The organism is Herbaspirillum sp., from assembly GCF_035644555.1.
GTDB lineage: Bacteria > Pseudomonadota > Gammaproteobacteria > Burkholderiales > Burkholderiaceae_D > Herbaspirillum.
In genome coordinates this window covers 42,529-63,413 of the sequence record NZ_DASQOH010000081.1, presented here as the reverse complement: position 1 = coordinate 63,413, position 20,885 = coordinate 42,529, and the positions used below count along the sequence as shown (strand labels likewise).

Genomic DNA, 20,885 nt, shown 5'->3' with positions numbered 1-20,885 from the left:
GAATTCATTCGCGGGCAAGGGCATCCACCGGATTGAGTCGCGCCGCATTGCGGGCCGGCAGGAAGCCGAATACGACCCCGATCAGGGTGGAGCAGGCAAAGGCGCTGACGATGGAAGCGGTGGAATAGATCATCCGGAAGCTGCTGACGAAGTGCGAAAACAGGGCGCCAAAGGAGAGCGCCAGCAATACGCCCAGCAGGCCGCCGGCCAGGCAGACCAGCACCGCCTCGATCAGGAACTGCTGCATGATGTCGCTCTGACGCGCACCCACGGCCATGCGTACGCCGATCTCGCGGGTGCGCTCGGTGACCGAGACCAGCATGATGTTCATCACGCCGATACCGCCGACCACCAGCGAGATCAAGGCGATCATCGATACCAGCAAGGTCAGGGTGGCGGTGGCTTTCTCGATGGTCTGGCGGATGCTGTCGGTGTTGAAGATGTAGAAGTCCTTGACCCGGTGGCGCAATGTCATCAGGCGCGTGATGCCTTGCTCAGCGGCGGCGCTGGGGACCTTGTCACTGACCCGCACGGTAATCCCGCTCAGATAGCGCTGACCGATCACGCGGCTCATGGCGGTGGTGTAGGGTACCCAGACATTGAGGGCACTGTTGTTACCGAAGCCGTTTTCGCGCTTCTGTGTCACGCCGATCACGCGGCAGGGTACGCTGCCCAGGAAGATCACTTCGCCCAGGGCGTTGCCGCCATTGGGAAAGAGCTTCTTGTAGGTGTTGGCATCGATCACCACCTCCTGCGCATAGCGGCGGATGCTTTCGGCATTGAAGCCCATACCCTGCGCCATTTTCAGGCCGCGCACGCGGAAATACTGCTCGCCCACGCCATTGATGGTGGCGGTGACCGAGATATTGCCGTAGCGCGCCGAGGAGGCGGTGGCCACGCTGGGTGTGACGCTGTCCACGAAGTTCTGCTCGGCCAGGGCGGCGGCGTCAGCAGGGGTCAGGGTGCGGATGGCGGCCGATTTCATGTCGCCGAAGTCGGTGCCGGGGAAGATGTCGATGGTGTTGGTGCCCATGGCGCTGATGTCGGACAGGATCTGTTCGCGGGAACCAGTGCCCAGTGCCACCACCGACACCACCGAGGCGATGCCGATGATGATGCCCAGCATGGTCAGGAAGCTGCGCAGGCGGTGCGCATTCATGGCCAGCAGCGACATGCGCAGTGCCTCCTTGAGGCGGTCCAGGGTGGCGCGCCAGGCATGGGCCTGTTGCCGCCCTTCGCGACGCTGGCTGCGCGGGCTGGCGGTGGCCGTGGCTGCACCGGTGTCGGTCGGGACGTTGCGGCGGTCGGCGATGATCACGCCATCCTTGATCTCGATGATGCGCTGGGCATTGCTGGCCACCTGCATGTCGTGGGTCACGATGATGATGGTGTGGCCTTCGGCGTGCAGCTCCTTGAGGATGTTCATCACCTCGTGGCCGCTGTGGCTGTCCAGGGCACCGGTCGGCTCGTCGGCCAGGATCACGTCGCCGCCGTTCATCAGTGCCCGCGCGATCGAGACGCGTTGCTGCTGGCCGCCGGACAATTGTCCCGGCTTGTGGTGGCTGCGCTCTGCCAGGCCCAGCCGGGCCAGCAGTTGCGCCGCGCGCTCGCGCCGTTGCGCCGGGTCCTGGCCGGCATAGACCGAGGGCACCTCGACGTTGGAGGTGGCGTCCAGATCCGAGAGCAGGTGATAGCGCTGGAAGATGAAGCCGAAATGTTCGCGCCGCAGTTGCGCCAGTTCGTCCGCATCCAGCTTGCCGGTCTCGCGTCCGGCGACCAGATAGCTGCCGGCGCTGGGCTTGTCCAGGCAGCCGAGGATGTTCATCAGGGTCGATTTGCCCGAGCCGGAAGCACCGACGATGGCCACCATTTCGCCCGCCTCGATATCGAGGTTGACGTCATTGAGCACGGTAATGCGGTCGTCACCGGCCGGAAAATCGCGGCGCAGGCCGCGCAGTTGCAGCAGGGCAGTGGTCATGGCGGCCTTACATGCGCGGCGGCGGACCGCGTCGTTCGCTGCTGCTGTCGGTAGCACCGGCCACGGCCGTGCCGGTCACCACGCGTTCACCGGCCTTGAGCCCTTCGGTGATCTGCACCTGGGCATTGGTATTGATGCCGATCTTGACCCGACGTTCGTGGGCATGGCCCTCTTCATCGAGCACACGCACCAGATAGCTGCCCTGGGCATCCTTCTCACCCAGCGCGGTGGAAGGCACGACCAGCGCATTCTTCGCTTCGGACAGGACGATGTTGACCTGGGTGGTCATCGAGATGCGCAGCTTGCCCTCCGGATTGGGCACGTCCAGCAGGCCGTTGTAGTAGATCGCCGTGGAACTGGCGCTGGTACTGCTGGCGCTGAGACTGCTGGCGGAGGTTTCATCCTGCAGGATCGAATCGGGCGCCGGTTCGATGGCGCGCAGGGTGGTGCGATAGCGGTGGTCGGGGTCACCCAGGACGGTGAAGAACACCGGCAGGCCCGGCTTGACGCGCACCACGTCGGCTTCGGAAATCTGTGCCTTGACGGTGACCGTATCCATGCGCGCCACCTTGATGATGGTCGGTGTGGCCTGGTTGGCGTTCACGGTCTGTCCTTCCTGTGCCACGATGGCCACCACTTCGCCGTCGATAGGCGCGGTGATGCGGGTATAGCCCAGATTGACGCGGGCGTTGTCCACCTTGATGGCGCCATCCTTGATCTGCGCCTGCAGACCCGCGATGTCGGCGCGAGTGGCATTGAGGGTGGCCTCGGCGCTCTCGAAGTTCTCGCGCGAGCTTGCGTCGCCGGCCAGCATCGTCTTCTGGCGCTCGTAGGCCAGTTGCGCTTGCTTCAGGCTGGCTTCCTTGGAGCGCAGCTGCGCCTGCAGGTTTTGCAACGAGAATTCACTGCTGGCCAGGCTGTTGGCCTGGGTCATGGAATCGATCTCGGCGACCAGCTGGCCCTTCTTCACGCGCTGGCCCAGCACCACCTTGAGCGATTTGATCTGTCCCGAGACCTGGGCACCGACGCTGACCTGCTTGTAGGCCTTGACGGTACCGCTGGCCAGGACCACGTCCTGGATGTCGGCCACGGCGGCGGTGGCGCTCAGATAGGCCGGTGGCGGTGGCGGCGTCAGCATGCGGTGGACGATATAGCCTCCCGCCAGCAGGACGGCGAGACTGAGGACGATGATCTTGGGGCGACGAAGGTAGGCGATATTCATGCGGTAAATGGGCGCGCTGTGGTCAGTTCCGGGCAGCCGTCAGAGTGAAGCAAGGCCGGCTGCCGGATCGTCAGAAGAAGTAAATGTGGAGTCATCGCGCGCTCGCGATCACTACACGGTAATCGGGGAAGCCTGTTCACGGCCGGGGCAGTGCATTGACCGTCGGCACACTGCCCAGCAGGCGCACCATCTCGATGCCATCGGAAAGAAAGCGTTGCAAGGGGGTGAGCATGTAGGGCAGGGCAAAGGCGATCAGGGTGAAACCCGCCAGCATGGTAATCGAAAAACCGATCCCGAAGAGGTTCAATTGCGGCGCGGCGCGGGTCAGGATGCCGAGGGCGAAGTTGGTGATCAGCAGGGCGATGAGCAACGGCAGCGACAATTGCACGCCCATGCTGAACACCTTGGCTCCCCACAGGGCCAACTGGTGGAAGCCCTCGGCGGTCACTGGCTGGCCGGTGATGGGCAGGGTATGGAAGCTCTCGGCCATCACCTGCAGCAACAGCAGGTGCCCGTTCAGGCTGAGGAACACCATGGTGGCCAGCAGCGATAGCACCTGGCTGATGACGGCGGTGCGGCCCTGGCTTTGGGGATCGAAAAAGGAGGCGAAGGACAGGCCCATGGTGGAACTGGTCAGTTCCCCGGCAGCCTCGACGGCGGCAAACACGATGCGCATGGCAAAGCCCATGGACAGGCCCACCAGCAATTGTTGCAGCAGGATCAGGATGCCGGTCATCGACATCGGATCGATGGCTGGCGGAACCGGTACGTCCGGTGCCAGCACTGCACCGATGGCGATGCCCAGCAAGACCTTCACCAGCATCGGCACGCTGGCGCTGCCGAAGGGCGGGGCGATAGCCAGCAGCCCGAGAATGCGGGTGGTCGGCCAGATGAACATGGCGACCCAGGCATAGAGTTGCTGGCTGGAGAAGGTGAGCATGGCGTGGCAGTCGCCGGACGTACGGCCCGGCGCGAGGCGCTACTGGACCATGGCGGGAATCCCGCTGAACATGGTGCGCATGTAGTCCAGGAGGATGGTGAGCATCCACGGGCCGGCGATGATCATGGCCAGGAACACGCCCACCAGCTTGGGGATGAAGGCCAGGGTCTGTTCATTGATCTGGGTGGCGGCCTGGAAGATGCTCACCAGCAGGCCGATGGCCAGGGCGGTGAGCAGCATCGGCGCAGCGATCAGGAGGGTGACCTCGATGGCCTGGCGGCCCATGGTCATGACGCTTTCGGGAGTCATCGTGTGTCCTTGCCTATGGCTAATAGAAACTCTGGGCCAGGGAGCCGATCAGCAATTGCCATCCGTCCACCAGCACGAACAGCATCAGCTTGAAGGGCAGCGAGACGATGGCCGGCGACATCATCATCATGCCCATCGACATCAGGATACTGGCCACCACCATGTCGATGATGAGGAAGGGGATGAAGATGGCAAAACCGATCTGGAAGGCTGTCTTCAATTCACTGGTGACGAAGGCCGGCACCAGCAGGCGCAGCGGCACGTCTTCCGGTCCCTGCAGGGCCGGGCCGCGCGAGAGCTTGACATACAGCGCCAGGTCGGACTGGCGAGTCTGCTTGAGCATGAATTCCTTGAGCGGGGCGGCACCCTTGTCGAGTGCCTCCATCATCTGGATCCGGTTTTCCGCGAAGGGCTGGTAGGCTTCGGTGTAGATGCGGTCGAATACCGGGCTCATGACGAAGAAGGTCAGGAACAGCGACAGCCCGACCAGCACCTGCGTGGGCGGCGTGGTCTGCGTACCCAGGGCCTGACGCAGCAGCGAGAGCACGATCACGATGCGCGTGAAGCAGGTCATCATCAGCAACGCCGCCGGGATGAACGACAGCGAGGTGAGCAACAGCATGGTCTGGATCGGCAGCGAATAATTCGTGCCACCGCCCGGCGCGGGCATGCTGTTCAATGCGGGAAGGCCTTGCTGGGCCGAAGCCGCCAGCGGCAGGCAGGCCAGTACCAGCCACCAGTAGCGGCTGCGCAGCAAGCCGGCTGCACGTGCGGCCAGCTTGCGCAAGAAAGCTTGCGGTTCAGGTTGTGCTGCCATCGTTACCAGGGCGATGGCCGTTGCCGGTACCGCCATTACGTTTGTCCATGGTGTGCTTGAGCCAGGTGGCGAAGGCCGGGGCGCCGGCGTGGCCGCTCTGCTGTGCCGCCACTTCCTGGCGCGGCAGGGTGGCCAGGGCGTTGACGCGACCTGGCGCCACACCGACCACAATCCACTGTTCGCCCACCTCGATGACCATGACCCGTTCGCGGGCGCCGACCGAGACGCCGCCCACTACCCTGGCAGCGGCGTTGCCGCCGAGGTTCTGGCTCAGGCCGAAGCGCTTGAACAGCCAGGCGATGCCGGCCATGACGGCCAGCACGGCCACCAGGCCGAGCAGCATCGTGAAGACGCTGCCGCCGGACGAGGGCAGGGCGCTGCCGGTGATGGCGGGGACTGCGCTGGCGGGTGCGGTAGCGGTAGGCGTGGTGCTGGCCGCTGGCGCGTTGTCGGCCCAGGCCTGGGCACAGGCCAGCAGGCCGCCGCCCAGGCACAGCAGGGCCGCGCCCAGGCGTGCTGGCGGGCGGTACAGGCTGCCCGGCGCGCGCGTTGCAGATGAGGCGTGGGATACAGCGGAAATGCGTTTCATCAAGCTCAAGCCGTCCTGCTTAGCGGTTGAGTTTGCGGATGCGTTCGGCGGGCGTGATGATGTCGGTCAGGCGGATACCGAACTTGTCGTTGACCACCACCACTTCGCCCTGGGCGATCAGGCAGCCGTTGACCAGCACGTCCATCGGTTCACCGGCCATGCCGTCCAGTTCTACCACCGAGCCCTGCGCCAGTTGCAACAGGTTTTTGATGGCGATCTTGGTGCGACCCAGTTCCACGGTCAACTGCACCGGGATATCGAGGATGAAGTCGATATCGTTGGGGGTGTTGGTCTTGATGTCCTGGGCACTCAGGTCCTTGAAGACGGTGGCGGCAGCCGGTGCGGCCGTGATGCCCTTCTCGTCTTCCATCTGACCTTTTTTCTGCTCTTCTTCGGCCTGGGTCTGCTCGGCCATGGCCGCGCCCCACGGATCGTCTTCCGCCGCGCCAGCGCCTGCTACGTTCTCATCAGCCATTACTAATCTCCTTGAAAGCTTTCCGGTGTTTCTTGATGGGTGATGGACAGCAGTTTTTCCACGCGCAAGGCGTATTGACCATTGAACTGGCCATAGCTGCATTCCATCACCGGCACGCCATCGACCTGCGCCTCGACGGTCTCGTTGGTCTGCAGCGGGATCACGTCACCCACCTGCATGTTGAGCAGGTCGGTAAAGTTGACGCGGGCGGTGCCGAAATTGACGATCAGTTCGACTTCGGCGGTCTGGATCTGCTGCTTCATCAGGCGGATCCAGCGCTTGTCGACTTCCAGTGCCTCGCCCTGCATGCTGCTGGTGAGGCGGTCACGCACCGGCTCGATCATCGAGTAGGGCGTGCAGATATGGATTTCACCCGACACCGGGCCCAGTTCAACGGTGAAGGTGGTGGAAACCACCACTTCGTTGGGCGTGGCGATGTTGGCGAACTGGGTGTTCATTTCCGAGCGGATGAACTCGAATTCGATCGGATAGATCGGTTCCCACGACTTGGCGTAGGTCTCGAAGGTGATCTCCAGCACGCGCATGATGATGCGTTGCTCGGTGGGCGTGAATTCGCGACCTTCGATGCGGGTGTGGAAGCGGCCATCGCCACCGAACATGTTGTCCACCAGCATGAACACGAACTGCGGGTCGAACACCACCAGACCGATGCCGCGGAAGGGCTTGATGTGCACCAGGTTCAGGTTGGTCGGCACCACCAGGTTGCGGATGAATTCGCTGTACTTGGACACCTTCACCGGACCAACCGAGATTTCGGCGGTACGGTGAATGAAGTTGAACAAGCCGATGCGGAACAGGCGGGCGAAGCGCTCGTTGATGATTTCGAGCGTGGGCATGCGCCCACGCACGATGCGTTCCTGCGTAGCCAGGTTGTAGGTACGTACCGTACCAGGAGCTTCTTCGACGACTTTTTCTTCGTCTTCGTCTCCCGTCACACCCTTCAAGAGGGCATCGACTTCTTCCTGTGATAGAAAATGCTCGGCCATGGTCGAAAATCTCTGACTGCGATGCGGTGTTACTGCTGTTGGATCACGAACGAGGTGTAGAACACGTCGGTGATCTGCGGTCCCTTGCCCTTGCCCGAGAACGGCTCGCCCAGCTGGTCGATGATCTCGTCGGTGAGCTTGCGCTTGCCTTCACTGGTGAGCAGTTCGGAAGCCTTCTTGCTGGACAGTACCATCAGCAGGCGGCTGCGCACCTGGGGCATGTACAGCTTCAGCGCTTCGGCGGTCTGGCCATCGGGCACTTGCAGGGTCATGGCCACCTGCAGGTACTGGTCGCCGGTTTCCTGCTGCAGGTTCACCACGAAGGGTTCGATGACCACGAAGGTCGGTGCCTTGGCCTCGGCCTTTTCCTCGGCATGGTCCTCGCCTTTCTTGCCCTTGCCGCCCATCATGAAGAAGGCGCCGGCACCACCGATGACCAGCACCAGTACCACGCCGATGATGATGAACAGCATCTTCTTGCTGGATTTGGCCGGTGCTGCGTCTGCTTCAGCGCCCTTGGCAGGGGCTTTTCCTTTTGTTGCCATCTACTAGTCCTTTCAGTTCGTCAGCGCGGAGTGCGAGGATATCTGCTTATCGGCAGAGAATGCCTATTGTTGAGTCCCGACGCGGACGAAATTGCATTTTTTGTAAGTGGTTCAGATCCGGTGCGATTCAGGCGAAGGTATCTACCAGCCCCAGACCGCTGCTGGTCGCGGCCGGCGTGCTGGTGGCGGTGACCGCCAGCTCGCCATCCTGGTCCTTGCCGAAGCTGCCTGGCGCCGATGCGGCGCGGCCTTGCTGTTGTCCGGCGCCGCCCTGGTGCTGGTTGGGCATGCCGGTGTTGACAGTGGCCTGGCCCAGCTGGATGCCGGCCTGATCCATCATCTCGCGCAGCTTGGGCATGGCCGCTTCCAGGGCCTGCTTGACTTCCGGCTGGGCGGTGATGAAGGTGGCATCGGCCTGCTGGTTGTGGACGTTCAGGACCACCTGCATCGGGCCCAGGTCGGGCGGGTTCAGGCTCAGCGAGGCGCTCTGCATGCCGGCGCTGACCATCCAGGTGATCTTGCTGCCAACCGCCTGATCCCAGCCGGCGCTGCCCACATTGGGCTGGATCTTGTCGGTATAGGTGCTGAAGACGGCCTGCGGCTGGCTGGCGGCCAGGCTCTGCTGCAGGGCCGGTACCACCAACGGGGCCGGGCCACTCTGCGGCAGGTCCTGCTTGGCCGCCGGCGCGGCGTCGGCGCCGATCTTGGCCGACTGGATGCGGGCCAGGCCGGTGGAATCTTCCTTGGGTGTTGCCTTGGCATCGCCACTCAGGTCGATGGCGGGCTTGTCGCCCTTGCCGCCATTGCCTTTTTCCTGGCCCAGCGGATTGGCTTCCGTGCCGCCCGCCTTGCCGCCCAGTGCAGCGTTGTCCAGCTTGCCCTTGGCAGCCATGCTGTCCTGCAGGCCGGCCAGGTCGATCTTGCCTTGCTTGCCGTCCGCCAGCAGGGCCTGGCTCTGGTCCGCCAGCGACAGCGCACCACCGCTGCGCTTGGCCTGGGCCAGCAGGTCGGCCTCGGTGTTCTCGCTCTTGCCCTCGCTGACCGGCTTGACTGCGTTCTGCGCGATGTTGGCCACCAGCGCCAGCAGTTCGGCCGAAGCCTGGGTGGTGGTGTCGTCGCTGTCGTCGTCCTTTTCCTTGTCGGCCACGTCCTGCTTGGTTTCGCCCTTGGCAGCGGCGGCCTGGCCGGTGGTTTCGCTGTGGGCGGCCTGGTTCGTCGTGGCGGCGGACTGCGCGGCCGCTGCGGTCTGCGGCTTGTCCTGGGACTGGTTTTCCTGGTTGCGCGTGCTGACCTGGCTGTTGAGCACCTGGTTGAAGGGGACGTCGGCCGAGAAACTATCGGCCGGATTGCCGGAGCGCGTACCGGTAGCGGCTTGCGAGCCGGTAATGACGTTCAACAGCGGCAGGGAAGTGTTCATGGTGGTGGCCTGTCGGTAACTTGCTACTCGGTGCTCTGCGTGCTCTTTGCGTTGCGGTCGTCGGGTCTTGCCTGTGGCTTGCCGGCTCAGCGCTTGTAGAAGCTGATCCGTGCGGCGTGTTCGTCCATGGCCTTCTGGTCGCGCTTGTTTTCCTTGCGCGTTTCCTTGTCCCGGGCGCGTACGGCCAGGGTGTCATAGGACATGCGCTTGCGCTCGCAGGCCTGCCACGCGGCGCGCGCTTCGGCCACGCGCTGCTGGCTGCTCTGCACTACGTTCTGCTGGCCGTCGATGGCGTTGTCGATCTTTTCCAGGAACAGCTGGAAGTTGCGATAGGCCAGCGCGGTCAAGCCATTGGTCAGGGTTTCCTGGAAGCGCGCCGCGTAGTCGTCGCGGTACTGCTGCAGGATACCCAGCTTCTGCTGTGCTTCTTCACTCACGCGAATAGCCCGGCCGAGGCGTTTGGTCGCTTCGTCGGTCTCTTTGGTCGCCAATTCGATCAGCGTATCAAGTGCGGAGGGAGTAGCCATGATCGCTCAGATTATATTTTTGGCCGCTGCTGCTCAATCACCCGAATAGAGCGGTAAGTTGCCTCAAGCTCTCTGATACATCGGCTTGCTCGTGGATACCCTGCTGCAAAAAGGCTTCCATTCTTGGCAATAAGGCAATGGCTTCGTCGAGGATGGGGTCGCTGCCAGCGGCGTACGCGCCCACGCTGATGAGGTCACGGTTACGCTGGAAGCGTGAGTACAGCTGCTTGAGGTGGCGCGAGCGGCGCTGGTGGTCGGCATCGGTGATGCTGTGCATGGCACGGCTGATGGACTGCTCGATGTCGATGGCCGGGTAGTGGCCGGCCTCGGCCAGCTGGCGGTTTAGCACGATGTGCCCGTCCAGGATGGCGCGGGCAGCATCGGCGATGGGGTCCTGCTGGTCATCGCCTTCGGTGAGTACCGTGTAGAAGGCGGTAATCGAGCCGCCGCCCTCGTCGCCATTGCCGGCACGTTCCACCAGCGCCGGCAGCTTGGCAAACACCGAAGGCGGATAGCCCTTGGTGGCAGGCGGCTCGCCGATGGCCAGGGCGATCTCGCGCTGGGCCATGGCATAGCGGGTGAGCGAATCCATGATCAGCAGCACGTCCTTGCCCTGGTCACGGAAATACTCGGCAATCGAGGTGCAGTAGGCCGCTCCCTGTAGCCGCATCAGGGGCGGAGTGTCGGCCGGAGCGGCCACCACCACCGAGCGCGCCAGGCCTTCGGCGCCCAGGATCTGTTCGATGAATTCCTTGACTTCGCGGCCGCGTTCGCCGATCAGCCCGACCACGATCACATCGGCGCTGGTATAGCGCGCCATCATGCCCAGCAACACGCTCTTGCCCACGCCCGAACCGGCAAACAGGCCCATGCGCTGGCCGCGGCCGACGGTAAGCATGGTGTTGATGGCACGGATGCCAGTATCGAGGATGTCGCGGATCGGCGCCCGGCCCAGCGGATTGGCGGCACGCACGCCCAGTGGCGCGGAACGCTCGGTATGCAGCGGGCCGAGATTGTCCAGCGGCCGTCCCGCGCCATCGAGCACACGGCCCAGCAATTCGTCGCCCACCGGTAGCCGGCGGCTGTGTTCGTCGACACGGCGCGGGGTGAAGCTGATGGGGCCGGTCCGTGGTGGCGGGCGCACCGGTTCGACCGGATAGACGCGGGTGCCGGGGACGATGCCCTCGACATCGCTCTGCGGCATCAGGAACAGGCGATCATCCTGGAAACCGACGACTTCCGCTTCGATCAGGGTGCCATTGGGCAGGGGGACGTTGCAGGGGCTGCCGACCGGCAGCTTGAGGCCGACCGCTTCCATCACCAGTCCGGCGACGCGGGTGATGCGGCCGGCGGTCATGGTCGGTTCGGCCATGGAGACCAGGCTGCGGCAGTTGTGCAGGTAGGCTTGCCACAGGCTGCTATGGGATGGCATCGGGGAGTTCATGCAGGCCTCCCGGTCAGGTCGCTATCAAGGGCGCCACCTCAATCCAGCCAGTCGAGCTGCTTGGACAGCGACTCGCCTATGCGTTTCCAGCGTGTCTGGGTGGTGGCGTCGATCTGGTTGGTGCGGGTTTCGACGCGACAGCCGCCGCGGTCCATCTGGGCATCTTCGTCGATCTTCCAGCCCTGCTGGGCCAGTTCGGCGCCCATGTGTTCGCGCACCAGGGCGGCGTCTTCCGGATGCAGGGTCAGGCTGGCCGGCAGTTGCAGCACGGGCAGGGCATGGATGGCGGCGCTCACGCTCGGCAGTACCAGTTCCGGACGCGCCTGCAGGGCGGTCTTGAGCATGGCCTTGGCCAGGTCCAGTGCCAGGTCCAGCATTTCGGGCGCCATGCGTTCGCTGCACTGAGAGACTTCGGTGCTGAAGTTGACCGCGATCTGGCGGAAATGCTGGATGACTTCGTTGATTTCCTGCTGACCTTGCTGCAGACCGGCCATGTAGCCTTCCGAGCGGCCGGCTTGCAGGCCGTGCTGGCGGCCTTCTGCAAAGCCTTCCTGGCGCGCCGCTTCGCGGATGGCGTCCAGTTGCTCTGCCGTCAGTTGTGGCACCGGCGGTGGTTCTTCGAGAAATTCTTCCTCGATCTGCGGCTCCGCTTGCGGCTCCGGTTCCGGTTCGTCGTGGAAAGACGCCAGCTCCCAGCGCTGGTAGGGCGTCATTTCTTCCTTGGGAATGATCTTTGCACGCATGGCTTCTTTGACTCCTCAGGCCGGCATGCCGACGGCAAACTGCATCTGCCTTGACTGCATCAGATGAACGCGTCCTCGCCCTTGGCGCCGAGCACGATCTGCCCTTCGTCGGCCAGGCGGCGCACGATCTGCAGGATGGCCTTCTGCTGGGCATCCACTTCGGACAGGCGTACCGGTCCCTTGGATTCCAGGTCTTCCTTCATCATCTCGGCCGCACGTTGCGACATGTTGGCGAAGATCTTGTCGCGCAGGCCTTGCGATGCACCCTTCAGGGCCACGATCAGCGACTCGGACTGGACTTCGCGCAGCAGCAGCTGGATACCGCGGCCGTCGATGTCGATGATGTTCTCGAAGACGAACATCTCGTCCATGATCTTCTGCGCCATGTCCTCGTCGTAGGAGCGCAGGTTGTTCATCACCGAGGTCTCGTTCTCGCCGGACATGAAGTTGAGGATCTCGGCTGCGGTACGGATACCGCCCATCTGTTGCTTCTTCAGGCTTTCGTTGCCGGTCAGCAGCTTGGTCAACACATCATTGAGTTCGCGCAACGCGGCCGGCTGCACGCCGTCCAGGGTGGCAATACGAAGGATGACGTCGTTGCGCAAACGTTCCGTGAAATTGTTGATGATGCCGCAGGCATGGTCGCGCTCCAGGTGAACCAGGATGGTGGCGATGATCTGCGGGTGTTCGTTGCGGATGAGTTCGGCGACCGACTGCGCGTCCATCCACTTGAGGCTTTCGATACCGGAAGCGTCGCGGCCACCCAGGATGCGGTTGAGCAGGGAGGTGGCCTTGTCGTCGCCCAGCGCCTTGGTCAGGACGCTACGGATGTACTCGTCCGAATCCAGGCCCAGCGAAGAGGCCTGGCCGGTCTCGGCCACGAAGGCTTCCAGCACTTCATTGATTTCCTCGAAGCTGACGTTGCGCAGGGCCGACATGGCCGCGCCCAGCTTCTGGACCTCTTTCGGGCCCAGGTACTTCATGACTTCGGCGGCTTCATCCTCGCCCAGGGCGAGCATGAGGATGGCACCTTTCTGAACGCCGTCGTTACTCATTGTTCACCCATGACTTGATGATGCTTGCCACCAGTTTCGGATCGTTCTTGGCCCACTGCTTGGCGGTTTCGAGGTTGGCCTTGTAGGCCGCGCGTTCGTCGACCTCGGGTTCGCCCGAGAGGTTGACGATGGCATCCGGATCGTCCGGATCGAAGCCGGCGGCCACGGCTGCTGCTGCGGCGGCGGCTTCGGCCTCGGCCTTTTCCTTGGCCAGGCGTTCGCGCTCTTCGCGGCCCGACAGCTTCCAGACGATGGGGCGCAGCACACGGAAGTAGAGGAACAGCAGGACTGCGGCCACCAGCACGTACTTGCCGATTTCCTTGGCCAGCTCGATCATGCCCGGCTGCTTCCACAGCGGCACTTCCGGCTCCATGTCGGTGCTGAACTGGGTATTGACCACGTTGAGCGAGTCTCCGCGATCCTTGTTGTAACCCATCGCTTCCTTGACCAGGTCGGTGATCTGGTTGCGTTCGGCTTCGGTAAGCGGACGCATGACGATCTTGCCGGTGTTGTCCATGGTGCGCTTGTAGTTCACCACCACCGCCACCGTCAGGCGACGCACGCCGCCCATGGGTTGCTGGGTGTAGCGCACGGTCTTGTCGACCTCGTAGTTGATCGTTTCGTCCTTGCGCGAATTGCCGCTGGCCGTGGGGGCCGGTGCTGCGCCATTGGGCGTGGCGGCGGTACCGTTCTGGTTGGCGGCGCCATTGGCCACGGCCGGGTTGACGATCTGTGCGGTCGCCGGTGCCGGCGGCTGGTTGGTCAGCGCGCCCGGTACACCCGAGGTGCCGGAGGTGGCGCTGTTGGCTTCGCTGCTCTGTTTGCTGCGAACCGCGGCAGTGTCCTTGGTCTGGTTGGGCTTGTAGGCCTCGGAGGCTTGCTCTGTGCGGGAGAAATCAACGTCCGCAGTGGCTTCGGCGCGCACGTTGCCATTACCGACGATGGGGGCGATGATCGACTCGACGCGTTTGACGATGTCCTGTTGCATGTCCTGGACATACTTCAGTTGCGTCGGGTCCAGGGTATTGGTCTGGGACTGCTTGGTGGTGTCGGAGAGCAGGTTGCCGTTCTGATCGACAATGGTGACCGACTTGGGCGACAGTTCGGGCACGCTGCTGGCCACCAGATGGACGATGGCGCTGACCTGTTGCTGGTCGAGGTAGCGGCCGGGATACAGACTCAACACCACCGAGGCGGTGGGCTTCTGCTGGTCGCGCACGAAGACCGAGGCCTTGGGTAGCGCCAGGTGCACGCGGGCAGTCTGCACCGAGGACAGGGACTGTACCGAGCGCGCCAGTTCGCCTTCGAGGGCGCGCTGGAAGTTGACCTGTTCCAGGAACTGGGAAATGCCCAGCTTCTGGTTTTCCATCAGCTCGAAGCCGACGTTGCCGCCCTTGGGCAGGCCTTGAGCGGCCAGTTTCAGGCGGGCGTCGTGCACCATGTTTTCGGGGACCAGGATGGCCGTGCCGCCTTCCGAATACTTGTACGGCACGTTCATCTGCTGCAGCGAGGCCACGATGGCGCCGCCGTCGCGGTCATTGAAATTGGAGAACAGGACGCGGTATTCGACCTTCTGGCTCCACAGCCAGATTCCGGCCATCAACGCCAGGGTGGCGGCGGCGGCAATGATGAGCAGGATGCGTTTGCCTTGCGGCGAGCGGGCATAGCCGACCACGCCACCCTGGGCGGGTTGCCCCTGGGGCATGCCATCAGCGTTGCTGACCTCGCCCGTGGTATTGGTTTCGCCGGTCATCGTGCCGTCGGCTGCTACCGCCATGATTTCCCCTCTGGCGTCCCCGCGATTGCCAGCTTGATAAAGACTTTATTCACTGCCTACCTTTGTGAGGTTTTTTGCTCAGTGTGGATTGTCCGTTGGAAGCGGGATTTTGATCGGCCGAACAGAATGGCAAATTCCCCGCTTATTGGTGCGTTTTGTCAATGCGGCAGTGTTAAGGTGCTGCTGTAAATGGCAGGGGTGCGCGCTGCCCTCCTGTGGAACAGGCAAGATGAACTCAAGAGGTGGGAAATGGCGATCGAAAGCGTGATTGATACCAGCAAGATTGAGGCGATGGTGGCCCAGCTGAAGGCCGCCGCCGCGCGCGCACAGGGGGTGACCGACCCGGTCCAGGGCAGCCTGAAGGCCGAGAAGCCGGCCCAGCGGGTGGATTTTGCCGATGTGCTCAAGGGGGCCATCGATCAGGTCAATGATTCCCAGCAGAAAGCGGCCAAGATGTCGCAGGCCTTCGCTATGGGCGACGATAGCGTGAATCTTTCGGATGTCATGATTGCATCGCAAAAGGCGAGCATTTCATTCCAGACCAGCATCCAGGTGCGCAACAAACTGGTGTCGGCCTATCGTGACATCATGACCATGCAGCTGTAGCCAGGGAAAAAGGGCGCCTCGGCCTGCCCCAGGGCGGGCCTCAATGAAAACACCCCAGCAACCGGATCGGCCGGTTGCTGGGGTGTTTTCATTGGAGCCGCGGCTCGCGTTCCTATGGGACTCACAGCATGCCGGAGGCCTTGGCGTTCTGCTCGCGTTCCAGCTTGGTGATAAAGCGCTGGATGGCCGCCAGCACGGTGCGCGGGATATCGACGAACTGGCAGCCGAAGCGGTTGACCACCTTGCCGTTGGTCATCTTGAATTCCTTGCAATCCCGCACCTGCAGCTTTACCGAGACCAGGGTATTGTCGCCCAGTTCCAGTTGGCAATCTTCGTAGATCACACCGGGCGTGACCGGAAGGATCTTCTTTTCGTCGGTGATGCCAACGCCGCCCGCGCTGATGTTATTGAGCAGTGTGACCACGGTGGCGAAGGAACCATCGGCCTGGGTGATGCGGAAGGTGCAGCGCAGCGGCTTGGCGATGGGCGTGGGTATGCGGAAGAACTCGCGGCGCTGGAGTCGCACCAGGCTTTCCGGGATATCGACCCGGAGGGCGGGGCGGTTCTGGTATTCGACCTGGCGCGCGCCATCAACTGCGAAGGTAATGCGGATACTGTTGTACAGGGCTTCGAAATTGATGCGCTTGCTGGAAACGATGCTTTCGTTGAGCATGGCGCTGGGGGCGGCATCGATGATCAGCGAGTCGTCATCGGCATCCACCTCGAGGATGGAAGTGATCACGGACTCGGAGCCGCCCTTGATCAGCAGGCTCAGGAGCTGGTTTTTCTCCATCATGCTGGTCAGCAGGGCAATGATCTCCCGCCGTGAATGAACCCGGTATGGGCTGTCGTCGTCGATCTCGTCGTGATTAGCCATCTATCTGTGCGTCTTGTACGTCTGAATTCAGCGAGTGGGATCGCTTTCCCCTGGGGAATTATTGGAATAATTTAACCCCGTATCATACATCACAGACTCACTTAATTGCATATTTTCAATACGATATAGCCAGGCCAGCAATTCGGCGACGGTGCGGTAGAGGACCGGGGGGATCTGCTGGTCCAGTTCGACCTGCATCAGCAGCGAGACCAGTTCCTTGGATTCGTGGACATACACGCCGCTTTCCCGGGCGCGTGCAATGATGGCCTCGGCCACCAGGCCGCGGCCCTTGGCGACGACCTGGGGCGCGGCCTGGCTGGCGTTGTAGGCCAGCGCGACGGCATTCTGCAGGGGGATGTTAGGTTTCTCCATCGGCTTGCTTGACGGTCAGGGAGTCGAGGGAGGTGCCGGCAGCGGCCATGGCGTTGGCAAACAGGCCACTGTGGCCGCGTAGCGCGGCGGCTGCAGCTTCGTTGTCGGCTTTCACCTGCACGTGAATCTGCTGGCCGATCAGGCGGATCGAAGCGGAAACGCTGCCCAGTTGGGCGAAATTGAAGCGCACCACGCTATGCCAGGTGGGTGGCGACGCTTCGTCATCGCGCGCACCGGAGGAATGGTCGTGTTCCTGGCTGATTTCCCATTCCATCTTCTGGCCAGGCCAGACCTGGCCATGCCAGACTACGCGTTGCTGTTCCAGGGCATTGAGCTGCAGATTGATCAGTTGCCCCAGCTGGTTCTGGGCCGGGTCGCTCTGGCTGAGCAGGTTGATGTCGCCGCCTTTCTGGGCGGCTACCTGGGCCTGCGGCTCCTTCATCAGCTCCTCGGCCGGACGTTGGCCGGCGGCCCAGGCCGAGACGTGCGATTCGTAGAAAACGCCGCTATAGGCGATGGCATCCTTCAGGGCGGCCGCCATCTGTTCCGGCGGCGCGTTGGGCTTGGCCATCAGCGGGGCAGGGGCACTGACGTGATCAGCCATGTCACCCTGCTGGGAGGCCTGCAGCAGGCTGCCGATGAGGCGACCGGCATTGCTCAGGGTAGTGGTGCTGCTGGCGGGTGCGCCAGACGGGTTCTGGTTCGCCCCCTTGGCACGGGCATCGGCGGGGACTTCCTCGTTCTGGCCGATCTGGCCGGCGCCACTCTCGTCGCGGGTAACGAACTGCAGAGACTTGAGGTCCTTCTGCATGGCGCGCCCGGCATTGCTCAGGGCGACCGAGGCACTGTCCTCGTCACTGCGGATGCTGCCTTCGTTGACCGAGAAAGTGGGACGAGGGTCCTTGGAGACCAGCGTCAGGATCAGCGAATCACCGACCTTGGCAGTGTTGGGCAAGACCATGCGCGCTGCCGTATTGGCAATGCGTACCAGGAAAGTGCCATCACTGAAGTTGGAGAGGATGCGGCCCGACATCTGCTGGCCGATGGCGATCTGGGCCAGCCGGCTGAAGGCTTCCTGCCGGGTATCGGCGACCGCGACCACGGCGGTGGCCGCTTCGACTGCATGGACAGGCTGGACGGCGCTGGCGATATCGGCCCGCGGCAGCATGGTCAACTACCCATGCCGTAGGTATTGAGCAGCTTCTGTTCGGTCTGGTTGCTTTGGATGAGCGCCGACAGCTTGCGCAATCCCGGTTCGGTCAGGTTGCGGATGTGGCGGTCGTCTTCGAGGATCTTCTTGATGATGTCGACCTTGCGATGGCGCAGGTCTTCCCGCAGCGTCACATGATCCTCGCAATTGCGCAGGTTGGCGATGTGCTTGCCACATTGCGTCTCAAGGGCGGCAAGCAGGTCCCAGTCCGCTGCGCGTGCGGCAGCCAGCATTTCGTCAGTCAATTGCGAGATCGACTCGTAAATGGCGATGACTTCGTCACCGTTCATATCCGTCAGGCCTTTGCGAAACTGGGTTGGGAATGATCCTGGAGTACCGCCATCTGCGGTGCTGACTGTGCAGCGTTCGGGCCGATCTGTTCCCAGGCCGAACGGATGTCATCCAGCAGGCCGTGGATCTCGTCGAGGATGGCCGGATTATTGGTGGCATTGGCCTCGAACAGGCGCCGGCTCATGTATTCATAGAGAGCGTCCAGGTTCAGTGCCAGTTCGCCGCCGACCTCCTTGTTGAGGCTGGCGCGCAGGCCATTGTCGATGATCAGGATGGCCTTGGTGACGGATTCACCCTTGTCCTTGATATTGCCTTCGCTCATGTGCTTCTTGCCCAGGGCAATAGCCACCAGGGCGCCGTCGAAGAGCATGGTGATGAGCTTGTGTGGACTGGCGGCGACCACGCCGGTTTCCACCCCGATATTGGCGTAGGCGTTGGCCCCGCGTTTCATGCTTCCGAACATGACTTTCTCCTATGTTCGCGGATTCAGGCTCAACTGTTCTTGGCCAGGCTGGCCAACTGCTGGGTCAGGTAGCTTTGCGTGGATTGCATGCTGGACAGTGTGAGGTTGAGCTGGTTGAACTGGTTGGTGTAGGCATCTTTCAGGTTGGACAGGCGGGTCTGCACGGCCGTCTGCCGATCCTGGTTGATCTTCAGGCTGGCTTGCAGGCCGTTGGTCTTGGTGGCGATGATGCCATTGTCACTCAACAGGTTCGTCATCAGCGTCGTCAACTTGGTGACGATACCATTTTTGGAGGAGGTGGTGTTGGTCGGATCCGGATCGGTGCCGGCGAACAGGTTGGCGATGCCGGCGAAATTGTTGGTGGCCGCGGTCGACAACTTGGTCGCGTCCAGCGCCAGGGTGCCGTCCTTCTGGAAGGCGATGCCGATGTCGGACAGGGTACTGATGCCGTTACCGCCATCCACCGAGGAGAACAGCGTGCTGCGCAACTGGGTCATGATGGTCTGCACCGACGACTCGCTGGCCAGTGGAGCCGAGTTGTTGGCCTCGCCCAGGGTGGTCGACGGTGTCTGTGCAGTCATGCTGGCAATCGCCTTGGCCAGCGTGTTATAGGCCGAGACGAAGGTATTGGCCGCACTGGTCAGGCCGGTGGTGTCGTTGCTGATGTTGAGCGTGAAGTTGTCGGCCGAGGTGGTCACCTTGGACAGGTTCAGGGTCACGCCCGAAATCACGTTTTCTACCTTGTTGCTGGGGCTGGTCACGGTCACGCCGTCGATGGACAGCGTGGCATCCTGCGCCTTGAGCAACTGCCCCATGCCACTGGAGGTCAGGCCGGAGTAATCGCCATCTCCGGTCAGTGAAACGGCCGCCGTGGCATTCGCGCCGTTCGGGGTCAGCACCAGGCGGCTGTTGGTGCCATCATTGGTGATCGAGGCCGTCACGCCGGCGCTGGCGCCGTTGATGGCGGTCATGACCTGGGTCAGGTCGATGTCACCGCTGGCATTGGCCGTCGGGTTGATGGCAAAGCTGGTGTTGCCGACCTTCAGGTTCAGGGTGCCGGAAGTGTAGACCTTGCCATTGCTGACGTTAGCGGAAGTTACCGTGCCGCTGGGGTCGGAGTTGAACACTGCAAAGTCGTCGGTGCCGGTGACCCGGATGGTGTTGGCAGCACCGCTGTCCTTGGCAGTGATGACCAGATGGTCATTGGTGCCATCGTTGACGATGGTCGCATTGACCCCCGCATCGCTGCTGTTGATGGCATCGCGCACGCCGGCCAGACTATTGGTCGTCGGCTTGATAATGGTGGTCGAACCGGTACCGGTCTTGATGGCCAGCAGGCCGTTCTCGAAGGTGCTGCCCGGTGCGATGCCGGCCGAACTGAGCTTGGCCGTCTGTGCCAGTTGCGTCACGCCGACCGAATAGGTGCCCGAGGCCGCCTTGGTGGCGTCACGCGGAGCCTGGATCTGGGTGGTGGTGCTGGGCGTCGAGCTTGACGGATCGTAGGCGAAGCGCGACAGGCTGTTGTTGGCCGTGACCTTGATGGTATTGGCGGTGCCGCCGGTATTCGATTCCAGCACCAGATGGTCGCCGCTGCCATCGGTGACGATGGAGGCAGTCACGCCGGCTTTGGAGGCATTGATGGTATCGCGTACGCCAGCCAGCGTCGAATTGGCCTTGAGCGTGATGAAGGTGGGCTGGTTGGTGCCGACCTTGATGGCCAGCGAATCGCCGGCATTGAAGGTGGTGCCGCTGGCAACACCTTCGGACTTGATCTTCTGTGCCAGGATCTTGGTCGAGTCATCACTGTTGATGTCGGCCGAAAACGGATCGGTGGTCAGGTTGCTGCCGGGGCCGGCGTTGCTGACGCTACTCTTCTGAGAGCTGAAGCTGGCCGCGCTCATTCCCTTGATGGCCGACTGGTAGGTCGACAGGGCGCTCTTGAGGCTGCCATAGGCAGAGATCAGGGTGTTGTAGCTGCTGGCCTGGGTGGTCAGTGGGGTCAGCTGCGACTGGCTTTCCGCCGAGATCAGCTGGCTGACCAGGGTGGCGACGTCAAGCGGGCCCGCCGAGGTGGAGATAGTGCCGGTGGAAGTGGCCATGGTTCAACTCCTGAATCTTTGCATGAGGCACAGCGCTTTAGGGGGAGCTGCGCGCGCGGTCAAGAGGAGAATGGCTCTCTAGTACGGCGTCGGTGCAGGAGGGACGCTGTGCGGGATATTAG

Annotated in this window: 22 protein-coding genes; 1 reads left to right on the top strand and 21 read right to left on the bottom strand. The window is 62.7% G+C overall.

Annotated features, from left to right (window positions below):
• Positions 1-4: 4 nt before the first annotated feature.
• The 15 genes from VE092_RS23075 to fliF all read right to left on the bottom strand — a co-directional run bounded on the left by VE092_RS23075 (position 5) and on the right by fliF (position 14,845).
• Positions 5-1,978 (bottom strand): MacB family efflux pump subunit, encoded by a 1,974-nt coding sequence (locus tag VE092_RS23075; RefSeq protein WP_324880221.1) that lies wholly within the window; start codon positions 1,976-1,978, stop codon positions 5-7.
• 7 nt (positions 1,979-1,985) lie between these two features.
• The gene (locus VE092_RS23070) at positions 1,986-3,200 is read right to left on the bottom strand and encodes an efflux RND transporter periplasmic adaptor subunit (RefSeq protein ID WP_324880220.1); all 1,215 of its coding nucleotides are present in this window, start codon (positions 3,198-3,200) and stop codon (positions 1,986-1,988) included.
• Positions 3,201-3,336: 136 nt separating this feature from the next.
• Positions 3,337-4,140, bottom strand: coding sequence for a flagellar biosynthetic protein FliR (fliR, locus tag VE092_RS23065; protein ID WP_324880219.1), 804 nt, complete (start codon positions 4,138-4,140; stop codon positions 3,337-3,339).
• Between the two features lie 39 nt (positions 4,141-4,179).
• Positions 4,180-4,449, bottom strand: a complete 270-nt coding sequence (fliQ, locus tag VE092_RS23060; RefSeq protein WP_324880218.1) for a flagellar biosynthesis protein FliQ — start codon at positions 4,447-4,449, stop codon at positions 4,180-4,182.
• A gap of 19 nt (positions 4,450-4,468) precedes the next feature.
• Positions 4,469-5,203, bottom strand: coding sequence for a flagellar type III secretion system pore protein FliP (gene fliP / locus VE092_RS23055; protein WP_324880238.1), 735 nt, complete (start codon positions 5,201-5,203; stop codon positions 4,469-4,471).
• Between the two features lie 46 nt (positions 5,204-5,249).
• Positions 5,250-5,855, bottom strand: a complete 606-nt coding sequence (fliO, locus tag VE092_RS23050) for a flagellar biosynthetic protein FliO (RefSeq protein WP_324880217.1) — start codon at positions 5,853-5,855, stop codon at positions 5,250-5,252.
• 19 nt (positions 5,856-5,874) lie between these two features.
• Positions 5,875-6,330 carry a flagellar motor switch protein FliN gene (fliN, locus tag VE092_RS23045; RefSeq protein ID WP_006462664.1) on the bottom strand — a complete coding sequence of 152 codons (456 nt, stop codon included), beginning with the start codon at positions 6,328-6,330 and terminating at the stop codon, positions 5,875-5,877.
• Between the two features lie 2 nt (positions 6,331-6,332).
• Positions 6,333-7,337 carry a flagellar motor switch protein FliM gene (gene fliM / locus VE092_RS23040; protein ID WP_324880216.1) on the bottom strand — a complete coding sequence of 335 codons (1,005 nt, stop codon included), beginning with the start codon at positions 7,335-7,337 and terminating at the stop codon, positions 6,333-6,335.
• 29 nt (positions 7,338-7,366) lie between these two features.
• Positions 7,367-7,882 (bottom strand): flagellar basal body-associated protein FliL, encoded by a 516-nt coding sequence (gene fliL / locus VE092_RS23035; RefSeq protein ID WP_324880215.1) that lies wholly within the window; start codon positions 7,880-7,882, stop codon positions 7,367-7,369.
• 127 nt (positions 7,883-8,009) lie between these two features.
• Positions 8,010-9,299 carry a flagellar hook-length control protein FliK gene (locus tag VE092_RS23030; protein WP_324880214.1) on the bottom strand — a complete coding sequence of 430 codons (1,290 nt, stop codon included), beginning with the start codon at positions 9,297-9,299 and terminating at the stop codon, positions 8,010-8,012.
• Between the two features lie 86 nt (positions 9,300-9,385).
• Entirely contained in the window at positions 9,386-9,826 is a 441-nt protein-coding gene (gene fliJ, locus VE092_RS23025) for a flagellar export protein FliJ (RefSeq protein ID WP_324880213.1), read from the bottom strand.
• A gap of 37 nt (positions 9,827-9,863) precedes the next feature.
• A complete protein-coding gene (fliI, locus tag VE092_RS23020) occupies positions 9,864-11,270 on the bottom strand; it encodes a flagellar protein export ATPase FliI (RefSeq protein WP_324880212.1) in 1,407 nt (468 codons plus the stop codon).
• A gap of 38 nt (positions 11,271-11,308) precedes the next feature.
• Positions 11,309-12,013, bottom strand: a complete 705-nt coding sequence (fliH, locus tag VE092_RS23015; protein ID WP_324880211.1) for a flagellar assembly protein FliH — start codon at positions 12,011-12,013, stop codon at positions 11,309-11,311.
• Between the two features lie 59 nt (positions 12,014-12,072).
• On the bottom strand, positions 12,073-13,068 hold the full coding sequence (gene fliG, locus VE092_RS23010; RefSeq protein WP_006462657.1) for a flagellar motor switch protein FliG: 996 nt from the start codon (positions 13,066-13,068) through the stop codon (positions 12,073-12,075).
• Positions 13,061-14,845 carry a flagellar basal-body MS-ring/collar protein FliF gene (fliF, locus tag VE092_RS23005; RefSeq protein WP_324880210.1) on the bottom strand — a complete coding sequence of 595 codons (1,785 nt, stop codon included), beginning with the start codon at positions 14,843-14,845 and terminating at the stop codon, positions 13,061-13,063. Before fliF ends, fliG begins: the two co-directional genes overlap by 8 nt.
• Before the next feature lie 249 nt (positions 14,846-15,094).
• Between fliF and fliE the strand changes: the two genes are divergently transcribed.
• Entirely contained in the window at positions 15,095-15,451 is a 357-nt protein-coding gene (fliE, locus tag VE092_RS23000) for a flagellar hook-basal body complex protein FliE (protein WP_324880237.1), read from the top strand.
• A 121-nt stretch (positions 15,452-15,572) separates the two neighbouring features.
• On the opposite strand, the gene VE092_RS22995 is transcribed toward fliE, so the two are convergent.
• From VE092_RS22995 to fliD, 6 genes are read right to left on the bottom strand one after another with little or no spacing between them, the layout of a single operon-like run.
• The gene (locus VE092_RS22995) at positions 15,573-16,328 is read right to left on the bottom strand and encodes a flagellar brake protein (RefSeq protein ID WP_324880209.1); all 756 of its coding nucleotides are present in this window, start codon (positions 16,326-16,328) and stop codon (positions 15,573-15,575) included.
• 27 nt (positions 16,329-16,355) lie between these two features.
• Positions 16,356-16,700, bottom strand: a complete 345-nt coding sequence (locus VE092_RS22990; RefSeq protein WP_324880208.1) for an EscU/YscU/HrcU family type III secretion system export apparatus switch protein — start codon at positions 16,698-16,700, stop codon at positions 16,356-16,358.
• Positions 16,687-17,868 (bottom strand): flagellar hook-length control protein FliK, encoded by a 1,182-nt coding sequence (locus VE092_RS22985; protein ID WP_324880236.1) that lies wholly within the window; start codon positions 17,866-17,868, stop codon positions 16,687-16,689. The genes VE092_RS22990 and VE092_RS22985 overlap by 14 nt, the downstream gene beginning before the upstream one ends.
• Before the next feature lie 2 nt (positions 17,869-17,870).
• Positions 17,871-18,200 (bottom strand): flagellar protein FliT, encoded by a 330-nt coding sequence (locus tag VE092_RS22980; RefSeq protein ID WP_324880207.1) that lies wholly within the window; start codon positions 18,198-18,200, stop codon positions 17,871-17,873.
• Between the two features lie 5 nt (positions 18,201-18,205).
• The gene (gene fliS / locus VE092_RS22975) at positions 18,206-18,664 is read right to left on the bottom strand and encodes a flagellar export chaperone FliS (protein WP_324880206.1); all 459 of its coding nucleotides are present in this window, start codon (positions 18,662-18,664) and stop codon (positions 18,206-18,208) included.
• Positions 18,665-18,693: 29 nt separating this feature from the next.
• Positions 18,694-20,763: a flagellar filament capping protein FliD gene (fliD, locus tag VE092_RS22970; protein ID WP_324880205.1), complete on the bottom strand. Its 2,070-nt coding sequence runs from the start codon at positions 20,761-20,763 to the stop codon at positions 18,694-18,696.
• Positions 20,764-20,885 lie beyond the last annotated feature (122 nt).